This window comes from Cumulibacter manganitolerans (genome assembly GCF_009602465.1).
GTDB lineage: Bacteria > Actinomycetota > Actinomycetes > Mycobacteriales > Antricoccaceae > Cumulibacter > Cumulibacter manganitolerans.
The window spans coordinates 42,140-56,730 of the sequence record NZ_WBKP01000021.1 but is presented as its reverse complement, the minus strand read 5'-3'; the positions used below and the strand labels follow the sequence as shown (position 1 = coordinate 56,730).

The window sequence follows — 14,591 nt, the reverse complement described above, 5'->3', positions numbered from 1 at the left end:
CAGCGGGCAGTTCTCACGTCCGCCACCAGGCAGCCTCGTGGCCGTCTCCGGGCAGTCTCTCGTGGCCGCCGACACGCAGCATCGTCAGGTAGGCGATCGGGGACTTGCCGTACGCCTCGACGAACACTCGACCGATCTGGGACTTGGACAGGTGCACCTCGCGGGCGAGATCGGTCACCGACCACTGTCGTGAGGGGTCGGCCCGCAGCAGGTCGGCCGCACTCCGAGCCTCCTGTCGTAGCGGTGCAAAGCGGCGGTGCCGTGGCGTCGTCGGCCAGGTGGTGGCTCGCTGGGTCGGCGACGTTCGCACGGCCGAGGTCTTCACGAACGGAGCGACGACGTGTGAGACGGAAAACCAGAGAGCCTGAATTCGATAGAAGTTCGCCACCGGCTCGTCCTTGACGTCCAGCGTCACCAGCTCATCCAGCCACGGCATTAGCAGCCCGGCTCTGTCCTGGCCGATGCGGAGAACCTGGGCAGGTTCGGTGTAGATCGTCGCCGCGAACTCCTGCGCATCGAGGCGGTCCTGTAGCAGGCCGATGTACTGCCAAAACACTTGATCGATCACGTAGTCGGTGTCGGCGTAGATGGTCGTGGCAGTGACGTGCCCGTCAGGCTCACCGCCGCAGAGCACGTTCGGGCCGATAAGCACGACATCGCCCAGGTTCACGGCCCTCGTTCCGAACTCGCTGAACAAGATGGCCGAGCCGTCGCGAACCACGATCACCCTTACGCAGTCGTACGCCACCGGTCCGACGGCACGGTGCACCGTGCCCGTGCGCGCCGAGACCGGCTGGTCGCCATACGTTTGTGACATGGGGCAGTCCTGAACGAGGCAGCACGAAGCCAGGAGCGGGCCTCTTCGCGGCCCTAGGTCAAGGAGCCGACATCTGCGATGAAGGGGGTTGGGCGTGCTTTGTCGGCTCCCCGCGTAGGTCTGTGAGGACGGCCTGTTCAAGGTCCGCCCCTGCATCGAATGTCATGGCGGGGATGAGGCCTCGTGAGCCGGGTGGTAGGTGCCAGTCGCTATCGAAGACGAATCACGGTCTTACCGCGAAGTCCGCCGTTAACCGGTGCGACTCCGCGGGCGGCATCCTCAAGCCCGATCTCATGAGCGATGACAGGCCGAATGGTGCCGGCGGCCAACGAATCAGCGAGCTGGTCGAGCCGAGCTGGCTTCTCGTCGAGCACGTAGTCCATTGCCACGATTCGGTTCTGCGAGCGCAGGGAGTCAGGCACGCCATAAGCCGTCGATACGACTGTCCCGCCGTCCCGCACGCCCTCCGCGGCGACTTCCACGCTGTCCGCCGCACCGGCAAAATCGAGAACGGCGGCGAAACCGGTTGCGCCGAGGCCGACAACTGCGTCTGCGAGGTCCCCATCGCGGGGTAGAAGCTCGTCGACTCCGAGTTCGCGTAGCGCATCGGTAACTTCACCGCGGGCCGGTGCAATGACACGGATGCCTCGCGCCTTCGCCTCCTGAACAGCGAACGTGCCGACGCCGCCGGTTGCACCGAGGATCAGGATCGTGTCGCCTGGCTTCGCGCCGCTGCTGTCGAGGGCGCCCGCGGCGGTCATGGCAGCAGTGGGCGCCGCCGCAGCGTACTCAAAGCCGACGCTGTCAGGGATGCGGCGCAGCGCCCCGAGGGTGGGCCGGGCCTGCACAAGGGCGGCCTCGGCGAAGGTACCGAACTGCATCGGGACGCCCCAGAATTGACCGAACACACGGTCACCCGCCGCGAACTCGTTGACGCCGCTGCCCAGGCGTCGGACGACGCCCGCGCCGTCAAAGCCCAGAATGAGCGGGAAGCGGAACTCGCCGAGCCCGGCGAGGTACCCGGCCGCGACCGCCTCATCGAGAGGATTCCGCGACGCCGCGTAAAGTTCCACCTCGATCTCGCCCGCGCCCGGGTCGGGTAGCGGGACGTCGATGAGGTGAGGTTGTTCCCCGTAGTTTTCGATGCCGATTCCCTGCACGTGCTGCTCCTCTATACCGATCCGACGGTGACGCGAGTGACGCGCCACCTCAAGGCTTTCGGCTCTCGCGAGGAAACTGAAGGTCCGGTTCGGCAGCCATTCATACCGCTAAGGCACGAATGGTATGAACGTTCTGGTCATAGACTGCTTACCGTGCCTGTCGAGCCGCGGTCGTTGCGCTACTTCGCTGCCGTCGCCCAGCAGCGCAGCTTCGCTCGCGCAGCGGAGGAGTTGGGGATCGCCGCGCCAGCGTTGTCCCGCGCCGTTCGCGCCCTTGAGTCCGAACTCGGCGTCGTGCTCCTTCGCCGAACAACCCGATCGGTCACACTGACCGATACGGGATCCGCTCTCCTGGCGGACATCAAGCCTGCATTGGAGGATCTGGACGCTGCAACTCGCCGTGCTCGCCGCGCCGCGGCCCCGACGCGGAGTGTCCGCCTTGCGGTGAAGGCGGATGCTGACGGCGGCCTGCTGGACGACGTTCTGGCTGCGACTGCGGCCGAGCCCGGTTCTGAACCTGTCGCCGTGAAGCTCTGCGCCTGGGGAGAGCATGCGGACCTCATCCGTAAAGGCGAGGTCGATGCCGCACTCGTCTACGACCCATACGATCGACGGGGCCTTGATACCGAGACAATATTCACTGAACCGCGAGTCGCTGCCCTGCCTGCCGACCACCCCCTTGCTTCAAGCGGTTCGGTCACACTTGCCGCGCTCAACATCCCTGTCGAGAGCCTTGATCGCGAAGCCGAGCGGGTTTTCGATACCCATCAAGCAGCCGACCTCGCCCAACTCCTCACCCTGATAGCCCTGGGCGGCACCGTAACGACGGTGTTGGCGAGCTCGATCGCCACGCGATATCCGCGACCGGCAATTAGCTATGTCCCGATCGCCGACGCACCGCCCGCATCCCTCACGATCGCTTGGCACCAGAACGCCCACTCGACTGCCGTGGCCGCGCTTGTCCGCGGTGCTGTCGCTGCCGGCGCCGAGAAGCGTCTGTCGCACGCTGGGCCGTGAGCTGCGTCCGCAGCTCTTTCTCGGGCAAGGCGGGCTTGACCGATCATCGCCTGGCCGCACGAACGCCCCTGAATCGCTGCCGTCAAACGGGAAGACGCCCGCGATCACCCCAGGCGTAAGAACCAGATCGTGCGGGCGCTAAAGGCTTCTCGATAGCGAGAGTCGAGTCCGCCATAGCGGAGAACAGTGACCCGCCCCGCACACGCCGGTCGTTGTTCGCGTCGTTCGGTTCACGCATAAGGACTCCGGCAGATAGGGCGGATTCAACTGGTCGTCGCAACACCTCGATCACGGAGGTGTTCGATGGGACGACCGAGGAAACCGATGCCGCAGGCGCCGGCTGGGGCGCGACGGCAGTGGGCCGCGGACAGGGCGATGCGGGCGCCGATGCGCTCACCGGGCCGGCCCGAGCCGTCGCGCGCTGTGCAACGGGAGTTCTGGCGGCTGATCGCGACGGGGATCACGACGGTCCGGGCCGCTGAGGGGGTCGGCGTGTCGGCGCCGGTCGGGATCCGATGGTTCCGTCACGCTGGCGGGATGACACCGCTGAGCCTGGACGAGCCTACTGGCCGGTATTTGTCGTTCGCCGAGCGTGAGGAGATCGCGCTGCTGAAGGCCCAGGACAAGGGCGTGCGGGAGATCGCTCGGGAGATCGGTCGCGATCCCGGGACGGTGTCTCGTGAGCTGCGCCGCAACGCCGCGACCAGGAGCGGCAAGCTGGTCTATCGCGCCGTGGTGGCGCAGTGGAAGGCGCAGCAGGCCGCGAAGCGTCCGAAGACGGCGAAGCTGGTGCGCGACGAGCGGTTGCGCACCTACGTGCAGGATCGGCTCGCAGGCAACGTCCGTCGGCCCGACGGCACGATCGTGTCGGGTCCGAAGACGCCGCCGTGGAAGGGTTTGAACAAGCCGCATCGTCAGGACCGGCGGTGGTCGACGGCATGGAGCCCGGAGCAGATCGCGCAACGCCTGAAGGTCGAGTTCCCTGATGATGAGTCCATGCGTATCAGCCACGAGGCGATCTATCAGTCGCTGTTCATCCAGGGGCGTGGTGCACTCAAGCGTGAGCTAGTCACGTGTCTGCGTACGGGCCGCGCCCTACGGGAGCCGCGGGCCCGGTCCAGGAACAAAGCGCAAGGACACGTGACCGCTGACGTCGTCCTCAGCGAGCGTCCCGCCGAAGCCGAGGACCGCGCTGTCCCAGGTCACTGGGAAGGCGACTTGATCATCGGTGCAGGCCGCTCAGCGATCGGCACCCTCGTCGAGCGCAGCAGTCGCTCGACGCTCCTGGTGCACCTGCCGCGCCTCCAGGGATGGGGCGAGAAGCCGTACGTGAAGAACGGCCCCTCGCTCGGTGGCTACGGTGCCGTCGCGATGAACGCCGCGCTGACGGCGTCGATGACCAAGCTGCCCGAGCAACTGCGCAAGACCCTGACGTGGGACCGCGGTAAGGAGCTCTCGAATCACGCCCTGTTCGCGTTGGAGTCCGGGACACGGGTGTTCTTCGCTGATCCGCACTCGCCATGGCAGCGCCCGAGCAACGAGAACACCAACGGCCTCCTACGGCAGTACTTCCCCAAGGGAACTGACCTGTCGCGCTGGTCTGCCGAAGACCTCGAAGCCGTCGCGCACGCGCTCAACAATCGGCCCCGAAAAGTCCTCGGCTGGAAGACACCCGCAGAGGTCTTCGACGAGCAACTACGCTCTCTTCAACAGGACGGTGTTGCATCGACCAGTTGAACCCGCCTAGGAATGCGGGCACTTCCTTCGAGCAGATGCACGATCTTGCTCTGATTAAACACGGTCCTCGTTGTCGGTCTCGTGCGCACATGTTCGACGGAACTGACCCAAAGGGGGCGGCCATCAGGCCCGACCGGAGCCGCTGTCGAGGGGACCGATGCAGCCTCTCTCGCCTCAACGCGCGCCCTGCTCATCGCGGTCTCCGCAGGCCGTACCGTTGCTGTTTGCGAGCTTGAGAAGGAGAGCGCCAACCTTCATCAGTTGAACCCGGGCAGCCGCTTGGGAGGGCAACGGCGAGCCTCGTCAAATCCGGAACAGGGTGCGCGCATTGCCGGAGGCGAACGCGTTCCGTGCGTTGTCGTCGGCGAAGGCGGCGAGGAAGTGGTCGATCTCCTGGCGGCTTGGCGTCTGGAACGGATAGTCGGTGGAAAAGAGGATGCGGTCGGCTGTCGTGACGGCGAGGGTGTGCTGGAGCAGGGCGGGGTCGAGTATGCCGGAGGCGGTGATCCACACGTTCTGCCGCAGGTATTCGGTGATGGACCGGTCCAGGCCGGCGATGCGGGCGAGGCTGTCGGCGCGCTGGTGCCAGAACAGCAGCAGCTCGCCCCAGTGTCCGAGCACGAGCTGGAGGTCCGGATGCCGGTCGAGGACGCCGCGGGCCATGAGACGCAGCGCGGCGGTGCCGGCCTCCAGGTGCCAGCCCCACGCGAAGGTGGAGAGGGCGAGGTCGGCGGTGTCGCCAAGCCCGCGATAGGCGGTGTCGCGGACGGCGTCCGCGGGGATCTGCGGATGGATGAAGATCGGCTGATGCAGATGCGCTGCGACCGCCCAGATGTCGTCGAATCGCGGATCGTCGAGCGGGAGCTCGCCGACGCGGCCGTAGACCATCGCGCCGGTCAGCCCGAGTCCCGTGGCGCGTTCGAGTTCGGCGCCGGCTGCGGCGGGCGCCTCCAGCGGCAGGGTCGCCATGGCACGGAACCTGTCCGGATGCGCGCGGACGGCAGCTGCCGCAGCATCGTTCGCGTCGCGGCTGAGCGCGATCGCGTCCGACGCCGTCACACCCTGGGTCCCCGGGGGCGCGAGTGACAGCACCTGCATGTCGACGCCCTGCTCGCCCATGGCCGCGATGCGTCCCGCGCCGAGCTCGGCGAGTCGGCCTGCGGTGTCGCCCTGCTCGTTCAACACCAGGCTGTCGTCGACGGGACCTGGCGCGGTGCGCAGCGCGCGGTCGACGCGGCCGAGCGTCCAGTGCTCCTCGATGCCGATCAGGCTCACCAGGCCACCGTCTTCCCGTGGCGGTCCAGGTACTGGAGCCCGGGGGTGCCGCGCTGCGCGTCGATGGTGTCGATGAGCGGCGGGATGCTGTCGCTGATCTCGAGCATCGCGTTTGGTCCGCCGAGGCCGGTCTTGACCCAGCCGGGTGCCAGGAGGAGCAGCGCGCGCTGCTTGCCCTCATGACGGACGGCGTAGCTGCGGAACATCTGGTTGAGCGCCGCCTTCGTGGCCCGGTACACCTCGAAGCCCCCGTTCGTGTTGCCGGAGACGCTGCCCTGGCCGGAGGACATGACGGCGATCGTGCCGGCCGGGTCGACGAGCTTCTGCAGCTCCTCCACGGTGCGCATGACGCCGAGGACATTGGTGTCCATCATCCGCTCGAAGTCGCGCGTGTCGATGTCCGCGCCGATTGCGTCCTGCGGGGCCAGCGAGATCCCTGCTACGACGAACAGCAGGTCGAAGACGCGGCTTGCCAAGCGTTGGCGCAGCGCGGCAATCTGGTCTGGCTCGGTGACGTCGACTCGCTCGATCTCTACTGCCGAACTGTTCCGGCGCGCGAAATCATGCAGCGGTGACGGCTCGTCGTTCTGCACGGTGCCCACCACGCGTGCACCGCGAGCGACGTAGTCCTCGACGATCGCCTCGCCCAAGCCTCGCGAGGCTCCGATGACGAGCACGTTCTGGTTCGGTGTCGTTTCCTGTGCTGTTTCATTCATGGCTTGCGGTCCTTCCTGCGCCGATCGCCTTTCGCTCATCGGCTGTTGAGTGAATCTATCGCATGGCTCAACGTGTGTAGAGTGAATGCATGCAGGCACGACAGACCCGGGCAGAGCGGCGAACGGCAACTGCGGCGCGGATTCTCGAAGCAGCGCAGATCGAGTTCGGCACCCATGGCGAAAGCGCGACCATCCGAGGCATCGCGCGGCGAGCCGGGGTCGACCCGTCGCTCGTGCTGCAGCACTACGGATCGAAGCAGGCGCTGTTCTCGCTGGCCGTGCGTCCGGCGACGGACTTGACCGCGGAAGGCGTTCCGGCGCACCTGGCGGAGGTCCTGGGTCTCCGGCTGAGCGAACTCCCCCCGGAGACGCGCGCCCTGATGCGCTCGATGCTCACCTCATCCGAAGCGGCGACCGTGATGCGCGATTACCTCCAGGAGCGGGCAGCGAACCTCGCCCAGGCGATGACCGGCGAGGACGCCGAACTGCGCGCCGCCGTCATGGTCTCGAGCATCCTCGGCATCACCATCGCCCGGCACTTCCTGAACCTGGCACCGCTCGCCGACCTCGGCAACGAACGGATCGCCGCCCTCTTCGACGCGTGGCTAGTTCCGCTAGCCTGACGGTGAGGACGTCGTTGTTCTTACTCCGAGGCCGATGCGAAAGTTGCCGGGGCTCGAAGGCGACGGCATTGATGCCATGCCGTCGTGGTGATGTTCGAGTTACTCGAAATCCCGTGACAAGGGGCTCTGCTTACTTGAGGTGGGGGCTGGTCAGTCCGCCGCCGATCAGGAGCATGCGTAGGCGGTAGTTGTCGTAGTTGCGGAACCCGCGGGCGACGCGTCGGTGGAGTTCGATGAGACCGTTGATCGCCTCGGTGCCGCCGTTGTTGGATCGGCCGGTGTCGAAGTAGGCCAGGAACGCGTGACGCCAGCGCTTCAGGGTTCGTCCGAGTCGTGCGATCTCGGGGATGGGGCAGGTCGGGAACGAGTCGAGGACCTTCTCGGCGATCTTGCGGCCCTCGGCCGGGTTGGGGTGTCGGTAGGCCGAGCGGAGCTGTTGGGCGCACGACCACGCGAGATAGACCGGCAGGTGCTCGTCGGGTCGGGCCGCGATCGCGTTCTCGAGCCTGGTCCACTGCTTGGCGGTGAGCTTCTCTGCGCCGGCGCGCAGGAGGTTCGTCTCCTTCCGGGGTTGCGCGACTGGCAGATGCGGAGAGCAGGCCGCGGACGTTCTCGATGACGACCCATTCGGGTTGCAGCGCCTCGATGGCCGTCGCCATATGCGCCCACAGCCCGGAACGGGTGCCGGGCACGAGGCCTGCTCGCTTGCCGACCGTGGAGACGTCCTGACAAGGGAATCCGCCGCAGAGCACACCGACCGGCTCGACAGTGCTCGAGTCGATGGCGGTGACGTCTCCGAGGTTCGGGGCGTCGGGCCAGTGGTGGGCGAAGACGCGGGCGACGGGATCGTTGATCTCGGAGAACCAGACCGTGCGGGCGTCGAAGACCTCCTCGACGGCGAGGTCGAGTCCGCCGTACCCGGAGAACAGCGACCCGACCCGCCGACGGCAGTCGTGTTTTTCGTCGCTGACTTCGTGCATGAGGACTCCGGCAGATCGGTGATCCTCGGCCGTCATCCTCGCTAAGAGACCCGGCCGGGCTGGTCACCTGCCAGGTGCTCGCCGTCCTCCCGCGACCGGCCCCGCGCCAGCCGCCCCGCCCCGCCGGGCGCCCTCGCCTCCACCCCGTTTCTGAGCCACCACGCCTCTTGCAGATCGAGGCCGCCCGTCCTTCGTGCGGGCGATCGCTCACCTCCCCAACGAGCAAGCGGAGGCGGAGCGGTGACGGTTTCGATGCGCGTGATGAGCGCGGGCGACGGCTACAAGTACCTGCTGCGCACGGTCGCCGCGGCAGATGGGGACAGGTCGCTCTCGACGCCGTTGACGCGGTATTACAACGCCGAGGGCACCCCGCCCGGTAGGTGGCTCGGCGCCGGAGTCGCAGGGCTCGGCGGCGGACAGATCGCGGAGGGCGATCAAGTCTCCGAAGCTCAGCTCCAGCTCCTCGTCGGCATGGGCCGCGACCCCATCACCGGAGCCCCGTTGGGCCGGGCCTACCCCGAGTACCAGCCCGTCGCGGAGCGGATCGCGCAGCGCGTCACCGACCTCGACCCCGAGCTGGGTCCTGCGGCTCGCGGCGAGGCGGTCGCTGCCATCGAGACCGAGGAAGTCGAACGCGGCGCGAAGAGGGCCGTCGCCGGCTATGACTACACCTTCTCGATCCCGAAGTCCGCATCCGTGCTCTGGGCGGTCGCGGACGCCGGCACACAGGCCCTCATCGGGCAGGCGCATCACGCGGCGGTTGCGGAGGTGGTTGCGTTCATGGAGCGAGAGGTTGCGGCCACGCGCACGGGCGCAACCGGCCGCGACGGCGCGATTGCACAGGTCGACGTTCACGGGCTGATCGCCACCGCCTACGACCACTACGACAGCAGGGCCGGCGACCCGCACCTGCACACGCACGTCGTCATCTCCAACAAGGTGCAGACCGTCCTCGACGGCAAATGGCGCTCCCTCGACGGACGGCCGATGCACGCCGCAACCGTCGCTCTCTCCGAGCTGCACGAGGCAGTGTTCGCGGATCATCTGACCCGGATGTTCGGCGTGACGTGGGAGGCCCGTCAGATGGGTCGGGACCGGAATCCGGCGTGGTCGATCGCCGGGGTGCCGGAGGAACTGGTGGCCGAGTTCTCAACGAGGTCGCGGCACATCGACGCCGAGACCGATCGCCTCATCGACCGCTACGTCACCGAACACGGGCGGCGCCCGTCGCCAGCGACGATCATGAAGCTCCGCGCTCAGGCCACCCTCTCGACCCGGCCGGAGAAGGAGATTCACTCGCTCGCGGACCTCACCGCCGATTGGCGGGCTCGCGCCGGTCGTGTCCTCAATGCGGACGCGACAGCGTGGGCGCGGAGGGTCGCGGCGAACGAGGAGCCGCTGCTGCTCCGGGTCGACGACGTGCCCTTGGACGTGATCGCGTCCCTCGGAGGAAGCGTGGTGGAAGCGGTCGGTGAGAAGCGGTCGACCTGGCGGCGCTGGAACCTCACGGCCGAGGCGGCCCGGCAGACGATGGGCTACAGGTTCGCCTCCACCGAGGATCGGGAGGCCGTCGTCGGCCTGGTCGTAGACGCCGCCGAGGCCGCGTCTCTGCGGCTGACCCCTCCCGAGCTCACGTCGAGCCCCGCCGCGTTCCGCCGGTCGGACGGGACCAGCGTGTTCCGGCCGAAGCACTCGGCGGTGTTCTCCTCCGAGATTCTGCTGGCGGCCGAAGACCGCCTCCTCGAGCGCGCTCGCGCGACGACTGGCCCGATCGTGCCGCTGGCGACGGTGGAGCGGATCGTGGCCAGGCCCGACCGGGAGGGTCGACTGCTTGGCGACGACCAGGCCGCGGCGCTGGCGAAGGTCGCCGTATCCGGGCGCATCGTCGATGTCCTCGTGGGGCCGGCGGGTGCGGGCAAGACCACGGCCATGTCCGCGCTACGGCGAGCGTGGGAGCGCGAGCACGGCCCCGGCTCGGTGGTCGGGCTCGCGCCGTCCGCGGTCGCGGCGCAGGTCCTCGCGGATGACCTCGGCATCCAGACCGAGAACACCGCGAAGTGGCTCGACACGCACGACCGCACCGGCGAGACGTTCAGCGTCGGGCAGCTCGTCATCGTGGACGAAGCATCCCTGGCCGGCACGCTCTCCCTCGACCGCATCACCGCCCTGGCCGCCGACGCGGGGGCGAAGGTGCTGCTCGTCGGGGACTACGCCCAGCTCCAGTCGCCGACCGCCTCCGGGGCGTTCGCGCTTCTCGTCCACGACCGCGATGACGCGCCCGAGCTGATCGACATCCACCGCTTCACGAACCCCTGGGAGAAGGTCGCATCCCTCGGGCTGCGGCACGGGCACACGGAAGTCATCGACACCTACATGAAGCACAGCCGCGTGATCGGCGGCGAGACGGAGGCGATGGTCGACGTAGCCTACGCGGCATGGCGGGCCGACCGCCTCGCCGGCCGGGCCACGATCCTGGTCAGCGACTCGAACGAATCCGTCCAAGCGCTCAACCAGCGCGCCCGTACCGACTTGATCCTGGACGGCACCGTGAACGCGCTGCGCGAGGTCGAACTGCACGACGGCACGAGGGCCGCAGTCGGAGACTCGGTCATCACTCGGCACAACGACCGCCGCCTGCGCGCCGGCCGCGGCTGGGTCCGGAACGGCGACCGATGGACGGTCACCGAGGTCCGGGATGACGGCTCCCTCACCCTTCGCCGCGTCACCCGCAAGTGGGGCGGGTCGGTCGTGCTCCCGGCCGACTATGTGGCCGAACACCTTGACCTCGGCTACGCCGTCACCTCCTACCGCGCCCAGGGCATCACCGTCGACCGCTCCCACGTCCTGGTCGACGCGGCCATGACGCGGGAGAACCTATATGTCGCGCTCACCCGTGGCCGCGACGCCAATCTCGCCTACGTCGCGATCGACCAGCCCAATGACTCCCACGAAGGGCCGCACCCTGGCGACAACATCGAGACCACGGCCAGGTCGGTGCTGTTTGGGGTTCTCCAGCATGTCGGCGCCGAGCTCTCCGCCCACGAAACCATCACCGCCGAGCAAGACGCCTGGGGGTCGATCGCCCAGCTCGCCGCAGAGTACGAGACCATCGCCGCCGCAGCCCAACACGACCGCTGGGCGAGCCTCATCCACGCATCCGGGCTCACCGGCGAGGAAGCAGAGGCCGCGATCGAGTCCCCGGCGTTCGGCGCCTTGACCGCCGAGCTGCGCCGGGCCGAGGCCAACCACCACGACATCGACGTGCTGCTCCCGCGCCTCGTCCGCTCCCGTGGGTTCACTGACGCCGACGATATCGCCGCCGTCCTCCACTACCGAGTCGCCAAAGCTAGCGAGGGGCCCGCCGGGTCCGGCCGCGCACGGAAAACTCCGAAGCTGATCGCCGGCCTCATCCCCGAAGCCACCGGCACCATGAGCCCGGAGCTTCGGCAGGCGCTCACCGAGAGGCGTGACCTCATCGAGGCCCGCGCAGTCGCGCTTCTCGACACCGCGCTCACGGAGGACCAGGACTGGACGAAGCTCCTCGGCAGCGCGCCGAAGCAGGCTCGCGCCGCTGCGGCGTGGCGGTACGCTGCCCGCGCTGTCGCCGCCTACAGGGGCCGCTACGGCATTACCGGCAACGCTCCGCTCGGGATGACCCCGCCGGAGAGCGAGGCACAGAAGATCGACGCGGCCCGAGCCCGCGCCGCCCTCAACCGAGCTCGGAGCCTCACCGACGCTGAGCGACAGGCGCAGGAACCGCGCCGCCGTACCGGACCGGAGCGGGTCGGGCCGAGCCTGTAGACCGGCGCGAGCGGCGTGGGATCGCCGGCGCACCTCTTACGGATGTCCCCGCCGAGTCGTATTCTGGGAGCGAGGCAGATTCCTCCTTGATCTGGCGCCCCGTTCGGGCAGGCCCTCGGGCCACTCTCTCCGCACTGTCTCGTCACTTGACCGTGCAATGAGAGGACAGCGCAATGATCCGCCTGCTCTGGGCTGGCAGCGTCCACACCCGAGACTTCCTGCGGCGCTACATGCCCACCAACATCCTGCTCGACCTGATCCGCACCCGCCGAGGCCTCAAGTGGGGCGTCCCCGCGATGCTCCTGGCCGTGCCTTACCTGCTCGCCGCGAGCATCTGTACCCATTTCATCGCGAACGGCGCCCCCAGGCTGGCTAAACATCCTTGTGCTCCTGTTCATCTGTTATGCCGAGTCTCAGGTTATGCCGACTTGAATCTGTGGCAGGCGGTGCCCGGGGTGGTTTGGTCGGCATAGTCAGAGGCTGGCGAGGAAGGCGAGGACTGGGTCGGGCGGCAGGTAGCGGCCAGCGACGGCGTCTTGCGGGGTGATCTTCGCGATGGCGTTCTCCTTGATGGTCATGTCGGCATGCAGGTAGATGTTCGTCGTGGCGATCTGTTCGTGACCGAGCCAGCGCGCGATCACGGTGGTGTCGACGCCCGCGTGGAGTAGCCGCATCGCGGCGGTGTGGCGCAGGGTGTGGGCGGTGACACGCTTGCCTGCCATTGAGGGGCACATCGCTTCCGCTCGGGTCGTGGCCAGGTCGATGCGGCGTTCAACCGCGTCCCGGCTCAGCGGTCGCCCGGTCGAGGTCGCGAACAGTGGGGCATCGGACTGCCCGCCGCGCTCCCTGATCCAGGCATTCATCACCGCGACGGTGGCCGGCAGCAGGGGCGTGCGGCGTTCCTTGCGACCCTTGCCGATGCAGTGGACGTGGGGTCCGGCTCCGAGGTGGACGTCGACCACCCTCAGGCCTGTCAGCTCGCTGACGCGAAGGCCCGTTTGGATCGCCAGCGTGAACAGCGTGTGGTCACGACGTCCGGTGCGAGTGGTCTGGTCGCAGGCGGCGAGCAGGGCGTCGGCTTCGGCGTGGTCGAGGTAGGTGACCAGGTTGCGCTCCATCCGTGCCGTGGGGATCGCGAGCACGCGCTGGATCACGGCGGCGTGTTCGGGGTGCCGGAGCGCCGCGTAGCTGAAAAGGGAGTGGATCGCGGCGAGCCGGGCGTTGCGAGTGCGGACGCTGTTGCCGCGGACCTGCTGGAGGTAGGTCAAGAAGCCGGTGATGCAGGGTGCGTCCAGGTCGTTGACCTGCAACGCCGATGGCGCGGTCCCGGTCTGGGCGGTGACGTATCCCAGCAGCAGTCGGAAGGTATCGCGGTAGGCGGCGATGGTGTGGGGACTGGCGCGGCGTTGGGTCATCAGCCGGTCGGTGAAGAACGCTTGCAGCAGCGGCGCGAGGCTGGTCACGACGCATCCACCCTTCCCGCGTCTCCGCCCTGGTCTAGGCCCTGCAGGTGCTCGCTGATGGAAAGACGGTCGGCGGCGTAGGCCATGAGTTCGGGGGTCGCGGTCAGATACCAGTAGGTGTTGGCCGGGTGGGTGTGTCCCAGGTAGGTCGACAGCACCGGCATCTGTGCGGCGACGTCGCGGCCGTCTCGATACCAGCCCAGTAGCGTATTGACCGCGAACGTGTGTCGCAGGTCGTGGATGCGCGGCCAGAACTGCTCGGTCCGAATGCCTGCCCAGGTGGTGACCTGTCGGAACGCGTGGTGCACGTTGCACGGTGGCAGCGGCCCACCGCTCGGCAGCGTGAAGAGCCTCGGCCCGTCGCCGTTTTGGCTCACTTGGCCGCCGTTGCGGTGGGCCGGGGCGATCCGGTTAACGTAGTCGCGCAATACGTCAGTAGTGGTCGGGTGTATGGGCACCAGCCTGGGGTCGCGGGACTTGCCCCGGGTGATGGTCAAGGTCCCGGCGTCGAGGTCGACCTCGTCCCAGCCCAGTCCGAGGGCTTCGCCGAGCCGCAGCCCGGTTGCGGCGATCAGCCCGAAGAGCACCGGGTAGAGGTGTCGGCGTCCATAGCGGATCAGCCCCGTGCAGGTATCGAGCAGCGCCGCGATCTCCTCGGCCGTGTAGATGTAGGGCATTGGGCGCGTCTTGCGCCAGCCGAACACGTCACGCGGCGAGATCTCGTGGACCGGGTCCAAGGAGTGCAGGTAGGTGGCGAACCCGCGGATCGCGGTCAACCGGACCGTCGCTCGAGTCACAGGGCGATGGGTCTGCCCGGCTGGGAGGGCACCGGCCCACGCGATCGCGTCGGCCACGGTGAGCACGGTGATCCCCGACCGAGCCAGGTCGACGGTGAACCGTCGCAGCAAATGCTCGTCCCAGACCAGCGCAAACCCGAGCGAACGCCGCAACTTCAGATAGTCCTCGACCCGACCAGCCCACGTGTCCACCAAGGTCTCACTC

General features: G+C 68.0%; 12 protein-coding genes and 1 pseudogene. 5 read left to right on the top strand and 8 right to left on the bottom strand.

Going from position 1 to position 14,591, the window contains the following annotated elements:
* Nucleotides 1-13: 13 nt before the first annotated feature.
* Entirely contained in the window at nt 14-748 is a 735-nt protein-coding gene (locus F8A92_RS09720; protein ID WP_228389335.1) for an AraC family transcriptional regulator, read from the bottom strand.
* 278 nt (nt 749-1,026) lie between these two features.
* Nucleotides 1,027-1,977, bottom strand: a complete 951-nt coding sequence (locus F8A92_RS09715; RefSeq protein WP_153504963.1) for an NADP-dependent oxidoreductase — start codon at nt 1,975-1,977, stop codon at nt 1,027-1,029.
* 153 nt (nt 1,978-2,130) lie between these two features.
* Here F8A92_RS09715 and F8A92_RS09710 point away from each other — a divergent pair, with 153 nt between their 5' ends.
* Together F8A92_RS09710 and F8A92_RS09705 are read left to right on the top strand one after the other, a co-directional pair.
* On the top strand, nt 2,131-2,994 hold the full coding sequence (locus F8A92_RS09710; RefSeq protein WP_153504962.1) for a LysR family transcriptional regulator: 864 nt from the start codon (nt 2,131-2,133) through the stop codon (nt 2,992-2,994).
* 324 nt (nt 2,995-3,318) lie between these two features.
* Nucleotides 3,319-4,731, top strand: a complete 1,413-nt coding sequence (locus F8A92_RS09705; protein ID WP_407643689.1) for an IS30 family transposase — start codon at nt 3,319-3,321, stop codon at nt 4,729-4,731.
* Nucleotides 4,732-5,034: 303 nt separating this feature from the next.
* Here F8A92_RS09705 and F8A92_RS09700 read toward each other — a convergent pair whose 3' ends face one another.
* Both F8A92_RS09700 and F8A92_RS09695 read right to left on the bottom strand, forming a co-directional pair.
* Nucleotides 5,035-6,006 (bottom strand): amidohydrolase family protein, encoded by a 972-nt coding sequence (locus F8A92_RS09700; protein ID WP_153504961.1) that lies wholly within the window; start codon nt 6,004-6,006, stop codon nt 5,035-5,037.
* Nucleotides 6,003-6,722, bottom strand: coding sequence for an SDR family oxidoreductase (locus F8A92_RS09695; protein WP_153504960.1), 720 nt, complete (start codon nt 6,720-6,722; stop codon nt 6,003-6,005). Before F8A92_RS09695 ends, F8A92_RS09700 begins: the two co-directional genes overlap by 4 nt.
* A gap of 89 nt (nt 6,723-6,811) precedes the next feature.
* Here F8A92_RS09695 and F8A92_RS09690 point away from each other — a divergent pair, with 89 nt between their 5' ends.
* On the top strand, nt 6,812-7,345 hold the full coding sequence (locus F8A92_RS09690) for a TetR/AcrR family transcriptional regulator (protein ID WP_153504959.1): 534 nt from the start codon (nt 6,812-6,814) through the stop codon (nt 7,343-7,345).
* 130 nt (nt 7,346-7,475) lie between these two features.
* Here the strand turns inward: F8A92_RS09690 and F8A92_RS19335 are convergent, their stop codons facing one another.
* Nucleotides 7,476-8,099 (bottom strand): transposase, encoded by a 624-nt coding sequence (locus F8A92_RS19335; protein WP_407643688.1) that lies wholly within the window; start codon nt 8,097-8,099, stop codon nt 7,476-7,478.
* A pseudogene (locus tag F8A92_RS19330) lies at nt 7,981-8,325 on the bottom strand (DNA cytosine methyltransferase); the annotation flags it as partial. The pseudogene F8A92_RS19330 and the gene F8A92_RS19335, both read right to left, overlap by 119 nt.
* A gap of 261 nt (nt 8,326-8,586) precedes the next feature.
* On the opposite strand from F8A92_RS19330, the gene mobF reads away from it, so the two are divergent.
* Both mobF and F8A92_RS09670 read left to right on the top strand, forming a co-directional pair.
* Nucleotides 8,587-12,126, top strand: a complete 3,540-nt coding sequence (mobF, locus tag F8A92_RS09675) for a MobF family relaxase (RefSeq protein ID WP_153504958.1) — start codon at nt 8,587-8,589, stop codon at nt 12,124-12,126.
* Between the two features lie 173 nt (nt 12,127-12,299).
* Nucleotides 12,300-12,599, top strand: coding sequence for a hypothetical protein (locus tag F8A92_RS09670; protein WP_228389333.1), 300 nt, complete (start codon nt 12,300-12,302; stop codon nt 12,597-12,599).
* On the opposite strand, the gene F8A92_RS09665 is transcribed toward F8A92_RS09670, so the two are convergent.
* Nucleotides 12,600-13,589 carry a tyrosine-type recombinase/integrase gene (locus F8A92_RS09665; protein WP_153504957.1) on the bottom strand — a complete coding sequence of 330 codons (990 nt, stop codon included), beginning with the start codon at nt 13,587-13,589 and terminating at the stop codon, nt 12,600-12,602.
* Complete coding sequence (locus F8A92_RS09660) at nt 13,586-14,578, bottom strand: tyrosine-type recombinase/integrase (RefSeq protein ID WP_194291431.1); 993 nt, start codon at nt 14,576-14,578, stop codon at nt 13,586-13,588. Before F8A92_RS09660 ends, F8A92_RS09665 begins: the two co-directional genes overlap by 4 nt.
* Nucleotides 14,579-14,591 lie beyond the last annotated feature (13 nt).